Source organism: Moorena sp. SIO4A5, from assembly GCF_010672005.1.
Classification (GTDB): Bacteria; Cyanobacteriota; Cyanobacteriia; order Cyanobacteriales; family Coleofasciculaceae; genus Moorena.
On the sequence record NZ_JAAHHZ010000275.1, the window covers coordinates 1 to 6178 of the forward strand.

The 6178-nt window shown below is 43.5% G+C and carries 7 protein-coding genes and 2 pseudogenes; 5 read left to right on the forward strand and 4 right to left on the reverse strand.

Annotation, left to right across the window (positions count from 1 at the left end; genetic code table 11):
- Positions 1 to 557: pseudogene (locus tag F6K57_RS34745) on the forward strand (UbiD family decarboxylase domain-containing protein); the annotation flags it as partial.
- Between the two features lie 354 nt (positions 558 to 911).
- On the opposite strand, the gene F6K57_RS34750 reads toward F6K57_RS34745, so the two are convergent.
- Complete coding sequence (locus F6K57_RS34750; RefSeq protein WP_293072519.1) at positions 912 to 1280, reverse strand: hypothetical protein; 369 nt, start codon at positions 1278 to 1280, stop codon at positions 912 to 914.
- Positions 1281 to 1471: 191 nt separating this feature from the next.
- Between F6K57_RS34750 and F6K57_RS34755 the strand changes: the two genes are divergently transcribed.
- Both F6K57_RS34755 and F6K57_RS34760 read left to right on the forward strand, forming a co-directional pair.
- The gene (locus F6K57_RS34755; protein WP_293072521.1) at positions 1472 to 1609 is read left to right on the forward strand and encodes a hypothetical protein; all 138 of its coding nucleotides are present in this window, start codon (positions 1472 to 1474) and stop codon (positions 1607 to 1609) included.
- Positions 1610 to 2061: 452 nt separating this feature from the next.
- Positions 2062 to 2823 carry a hypothetical protein gene (locus tag F6K57_RS34760; RefSeq protein WP_293072522.1) on the forward strand — a complete coding sequence of 254 codons (762 nt, stop codon included), beginning with the start codon at positions 2062 to 2064 and terminating at the stop codon, positions 2821 to 2823.
- Positions 2824 to 2877: 54 nt separating this feature from the next.
- Here the strand turns inward: F6K57_RS34760 and F6K57_RS34765 are convergent, their stop codons facing one another.
- Positions 2878 to 3045, reverse strand: coding sequence for a hypothetical protein (locus F6K57_RS34765; RefSeq protein ID WP_293072523.1), 168 nt, complete (start codon positions 3043 to 3045; stop codon positions 2878 to 2880).
- Positions 3046 to 3843: 798 nt separating this feature from the next.
- On the opposite strand from F6K57_RS34765, the gene F6K57_RS34770 reads away from it, so the two are divergent.
- Both F6K57_RS34770 and F6K57_RS34775 read left to right on the forward strand, forming a co-directional pair.
- Complete coding sequence (locus tag F6K57_RS34770) at positions 3844 to 4164, forward strand: recombinase family protein (protein WP_293072525.1); 321 nt, start codon at positions 3844 to 3846, stop codon at positions 4162 to 4164.
- A complete protein-coding gene (locus tag F6K57_RS34775) occupies positions 4127 to 5413 on the forward strand; it encodes a transposase (protein ID WP_293072527.1) in 1287 nt (428 codons plus the stop codon). The genes F6K57_RS34770 and F6K57_RS34775 overlap by 38 nt, the downstream gene beginning before the upstream one ends.
- Positions 5414 to 5504: 91 nt before the next feature.
- Here F6K57_RS34775 and F6K57_RS34780 read toward each other — a convergent pair whose 3' ends face one another.
- Positions 5505 to 5690, reverse strand: a complete 186-nt coding sequence (locus F6K57_RS34780; protein WP_293035975.1) for a hypothetical protein — start codon at positions 5688 to 5690, stop codon at positions 5505 to 5507.
- A 195-nt stretch (positions 5691 to 5885) separates the two neighbouring features.
- A pseudogene (locus F6K57_RS34785) lies at positions 5886 to 6178 on the reverse strand (hypothetical protein); the annotation flags it as partial.

Sequence of the window (6178 nt, forward strand, 5' to 3'; positions counted from 1 at the left end):
GGCGTCCACCGAAAGAAGAAGCAATGATGGCGATCGCACTCAATCGGATTTATACCCCGATCCTGCGGCAACAAGTCTCAGAAATTGTGGATTTCTTCTTGCCCATGGAAGCTCTGAGTTATAAAGCAGCCATTATTTCCATTAAGAAAGCCTATCCAGGACAAGCGCGACGGGCTGCTTTGGCGTTTTGGAGTGCTTTGCCTCAATTTACCTACACCAAGTTTGTGATTGTGGTGGATGAGACTATTAATATTCGCGACCCCCGTCAAGTGGTGTGGGCGATTAGTTCTAAGGTTGACCCGGTGCGGGATGTATTTATTTTGCCTAATACTCCCTTTGATAGTTTGGATTTTGCCAGCGAAAAGATTGGCTTAGGGGGACGGATGGGTATTGATGCTACTACTAAGATTCCACCGGAAACGGAACATGAATGGGGCGCAGCGTTAGAGTCAGATGGGGATGTAGCAGCGATGGTAGATAGACGTTGGGCTGAGTATGGGTTAGGAGATTTGGATTTGAAGGATGTTGATCCGAATTTGTTTGGGTATGATATGTGATTTATAGGTAAGCATTCAGTGGTCAGTGGTCAGCCGTCAGCTAACCCATTAAGTATAGGTAGTTTACCCAGAAAGCTTTAACTCACCATTAATCAGACAAGGTAAAATACCAGGTCAAAATCTGGATTAGCTCACCCTCTACGGTTGAGGGGATCATGGGAACAGGGAATAATGGGAGCAATGGGTAAGTCCTGTATATAATAGCCTATGGTGTTGATATGCCATTATTAATGCTAATAATTCTAAGTATCCTGGTTATTGTATCGGAGCTGGGGAGGGACCGATCGCCTTTGGCGATCGCTGAAAGTGGCTGCCTTTGGCCAGATCGCCCCCAGAATTCTTATACATAACCACTTAACGAGAGGATGAACTTAGCTGGCTGGTTTTCTCAGTTTCTTCTTCTTCGGTATTGTCATTTGCTGCATTACTTTCTCTTGTGTCTATTTCAGTTGTTACCGTGATTCCCTCGACGCTGATCTCTACCTTGCTATTATATTTCCCTGTGAACTTAGATTTGGCAATCATGTGAGGTCCTAGGTTAAATATTATAGATACAGATATCAGCAGGAAGGCAATTCCCCAGATGGAAAATTCCCTTACTACTGGGGACTCACCGTTTTTATCAGTTGTTGGGGTTGTGACTACAGTAGTTTTGTCTCTATTCTGTTGCGTATTATTCTGTGCCTTAAAAGTGCTAGTAAATTGCTTTAGTAAGTTGGTCATTGTTTTTTCCTGATGCTTGATTGCTTATAACACCATCCTAGATTTTGCAGATGGGTGTATCAAGCACAGTAAAGGACAGATAAAGGAAAGATAATAAGTGTCTTTTTCTAACTTCTTGAGTGACAGTTTCGGATCAATAAGTGTCCTTTTCTGTCCTTCTGAACAAGGACAATCACACGGATTGATTATCTATGAGTCAAAAGCGCAATCCTCGTAGCATTAGAGCCACGGCTGAAGGAATAAGGCGTCTTAACCAAGCTAGAGCCAGTGAAAGAGATGACGAAGGTAAGCCCCTAACTTATGAGCGCCTTGCACCAACAGCAAGCTGAGCGCTAAAATAGTTCAGCAGGAGTAAAGCAAAGATAGATAAGTGTCCTTTTCTAACCTCTTGAGTAATAGTTTTGGACTGATTGACTGACTTTACTCCTAAAACCCTTGATTTTACCTAGAGCGGTGGATCGGTAGCGAGGGTGCATCTCAGTTTTGTAAATTTTGCTTAGGCTGCCTTAGGGACGGGCTCGCCCTCATTTTTTCGGTAGCCACTGTTAGGACAGTGCGTCCGGAAATGAAACGGGCAAGATGCCCGTTCCACCCACCGGGTCAAACAGCTTTAATGAGATGCACCCGGTAGTGAAATCCAACAAAACCATTGCCAGCGTTGGGTTTCACGATGTTCCACCCAACCTACTAAGCCAGAAAAGTCAGTCAAGCAGCAGTTTTGGATCAATAAGTGTCCTTTTCTGTCCTTCTCAACAACGACAATCACACAGATTTGTTATCTATGAATAAAAAGCGCAACCGTGATAGCGTTAGTGCCAGTCCTGAAGGAATAATGCGTCTTAAGCAAGCTAGAGCCAGTCAAAGAGATGACGAAGGTAATCCCCTAACTTATGAGGGCCTTGCAGTAAAAGCCAAGATGACCGATAGAACAGTTAAGCGCTTCTTTAGTGGAAAACGTGTGGATCGGAATAATGCGTACGCAATTATCGAAGCTTTAAATCTAAAACGGGAAGATGTACTATATCCAGATCCAGAAGAATCCTTGGTATTAGAATCTATAGAACAAATCCAAGCCAAGGATACGGGAGACTCGGAGCGTGCGGGGGAGTTAATTAAGGGACTAGAGACAGCACTAAGTGAGTTGAAAAAACGTGAAGAGGCTAGCCTTGAAGCTATGGAATGGCTCAAGGCTAACCGAAAAGCATTATCCCAAGAAGCTGCCGAAGCAGCTTTAAGGAAGCATTATGACCAGAATCCAAACAATGTAGATACAGATTATTCAGAGGATATTGAGGTATTTTCTCAAGAAATCATAAAATATTTGCAGTTGATCTATTACTGTTTAGACCTCAGAAATTGGAAGCCGATGGATAGAGCAATACAGGAATTTTTGATTCCTGTGAATAGGGATTTACAGCTTTATGTCGATGCACTCTATTTTATCAAAACCCAAAAGCTTAGTCTAAGTTTTACTCCCGAAGAAGCTAAAGAAATAACCCTTTACTTGGACTATCTCATCAATATAATTCCTATGAGATTATAAGCAGCTTTTTGAGTTAAAGCTTATATACAAAGTGTTATAGCTTTCCATAAATGCTTACCATCCTTTACCATTCTTTAGCTTTTGAAGCATTACTTGAAGTTTGGCTTCATCTCCTTGCTGAATTTTTTCGATTAGCAATTCTAGTATTTCGGCATATTGTGGAAACTTTTTAATAAGTTTTTGTAATTTTTCAATGAATTCTTCTTGAGGAGTTTTTGGCATTTTTAGTCTCTGCTTTTTCTAAGTTTGCTATAGCTAAGCTAGCTTGAATTAAACTATAAAATCCAGGACAGTTAGGGACAGATAAATAAGTGTCCCTAACTGTCCTTTTATAGTTAATTAACCCTGGTTTGCCCCAAGGCATAATCAAGACCAGGTACATGATAAATTATCCAGAAGTGATTTCTGGTTTTCCATATCCTATAAATTTTTTCTGGATTAAAATCAGATATCCGGAGATAGCTAAAGTTTTTTTTAGAAACCCTAACTGTAGCCAATCTCTGCAGTAACCCAGTGGTAAATGCTCATCAGTCACATTACTCTTGACGGAACTAATCACACATAAGTTCCACCATTGTCCCTTGAAGCTATCCCCTCAAAACCCCAACTTATACACCGCCCTCCCCTTAACCTCCTCCTAGAGAGGTTGTCAAAGATTTTTCCAAAAAAAACCGTCAGGTATTGACCACAACGAGACCATGACACTGGAAACAACCGCTGCAACTAAGGAATGAGATAAACCAATAATGCCTTCACTATTGATGTGACGTAGCATTAAATAATAAAATCATTGATTAATCGTTTATTGCACTGATTTTTTACTATACTAGTAAGAGGAAATTTAAGCGGTTATTAAGGAGAGATGTCACGCCGAATAAATCCGCCACAATTCGATGATTCAACTCAAAAACACTTAGGTGATGGGAAACAGAAGCCAGGCTCAAAGCAATCAGGAAGCCAAAGGGTAAAAGACGCTACAACCTTGAATAAATCTAGGAGGCAGCAGCAAAACCCCGACCAATTGTCACTGTTTGCTATGCGCGGGTCTCAACTTATTCCCAGCGCGATGATTTTGAAAGACAAGCTGAACGACTACGTTCAAGATTCCCAGAAGCAGAACACATATCAGAAATTGGCTCCGGACTCAATTTTAGGAGGGGACAATTCCTCGCCATTCTGGACAGATTTCTCCGAGGCGATCTCCAATGCCTTGTGGTTGCCCACCCAGACCGATTGCTCAGATTTGCCATCGAACTGGTTAGATGGCTGTGTGAAAAAAATCAGTGGCAACTCATGGTTTGGGGTGAGTGCAAGCTCAGCAAGGAGCAAGAATTGGTCTAAGATCTGCTGTCCATCCTCCATTGCTTCAGTTCTAGGCTTTACGGATTGGGAAAATACCAAAAGAAATTCCGGGAAGCGTTACAAGCAGACAAAAAGGCACAGCAACTCCCGAAAATCCACCAAACTAGCACCAAACAGTGTTAGGAAAATCAGGCTGTATCCAACTGCTGAACTGCACAAGGTTTGGAAGCAATGGCTGGCAGCCTACCGGCAAGTTTTTAACTGGGCACTGGAGCAGTTAAAAAACGGGTTTAATCTCAAAGATGACCTGCAAAAAGCCTACCGAAGCAGTTTGGTAATACCAGATTGGGTTAGGGAGTTACCTGGGCATCAAGCTCAAGAAGCTTGCGATGAGGCAATAGACGCCTACAGGCAAGGGAAAGCTAATGGCGGTGAAGCCAAGTTCAAGTCCTGCCGAAGTAAATCTCAAACCATTCAGTTCAAGGTGGGGAACTTCAAGAACGGTACTTGGTATCCCAAGAAAACCAAGGGTTTGACCTTTAAAGCATCAACACCTTTGCCTAGTCAATCCGAGTATGGTACTGAATTGGTTTATCAGCGGGGCAAGTGGTATGGATGTTTCCCCGCTCATGTGGAAACCGAACCTACCAAACAAGAAAGGGTAATTGCTCTCGACCCTGGAAACCGTGCTTTCTTGACGGGCTACGATGGTGAGAATGTCTTGGAGATTGGTAAGGGCGACATTGGGCGTATCAACCGACTGTGCTCACACCTTGACCAACTCCTTTCTCGTGCTAGCAAGTCTCCTTTCAAGCGGCAACGGCACAAAATGCGGAAAGCTGCCGACCGGATCAGGGAAAAGATTCAGTGCTTGGTCAAAGATTTGCACTCCAAGGTCGCATCATTTCTCATTGGCAAATACAAGTTAATCTTCCTGCCAACGTTTGCTACCAGTAAAATGGTACTCAAGTCATCGAGGAAGATTAACCGAAAAACCGTTAGGAATATGTTGAGTTGGAGTCATTACAAGTTTGCCCAGCATTTAACTCAGATGGCAGCTAGGAAGAATGTACTGGTGGTGCGGTGCAACGAATCCTACACCAGCAAAACTTGTACCAACTGTGGTCATCGGCACAACAAGCTAGGTGGCTCGAAAATTTTTCGATGTCCTGAATGCAAGATGGAATTGCCGAGGGACATCGGTGGCGGCCGAAACATCATGATTCGGTCTTTGCAGGCAGCTGCCTTCACCAGCAATGGTGATGCCATACTTGTTCAAGATGCTTGAAAAAAGCGTTTTGAGCTGGTTAAATGCTGCACTACCCAAAGGCTATTTCTGGTCATCCTGGTACTGATCCTGAAAATCCTCTTCAGTTAGCTCAAGCAGTAACAGCCTTGGGTGAACCCCGGATGTAAGCTTCCAGAAAATACCGCAAAAACTTCGGTGATACTGGGTCTGGCACTTTCTCGGCCATCACAATCACCTGGGGCAAATACAAATCTTGCTGTGCTGCCAACTGGTAGGCTAAGCCGAAACCATCACAGGAATTAAAGATAGGTGACATACTCCCACGCTGACTCTTTGAGTTCAGTGTGGGCTTCTTACCAACTCCAGCTACTGCTTAGGATACTCGGTAAGCTTTATTAACGATACGGGATGCCCCTCCGCACCGGAACAATACAATAAATTTTGTTTTTTTTAATTAGTAGGTGGCGGTTAGCTCTTATTTGGTTTTCCCTACTATATCTACTATAAACGATTAAAGATCCTGTCCGCAATTCATCTGACACTCATGCTGCGCATGTTCGTTGTGAGGCATAAGAGCGGATGAAGCTAACTGCAACCCTCGTGCGTTCGCGTAGCGTGGCCTACGGCCAATCGCATTCTTCAAGGCAAACCGCAGATCATCGATAGTCAACCGTTCCGTCTGATTGAGTTGAATTTCCCCCCGCTGCCCCTCTTGGGAAGTGCCACTGTGACCAGCAAAAAACAGAATATCCCACCCCTGCTCCCATAACTGCTGATTCAACTCCGATGCCTGGGGTTCCTGCC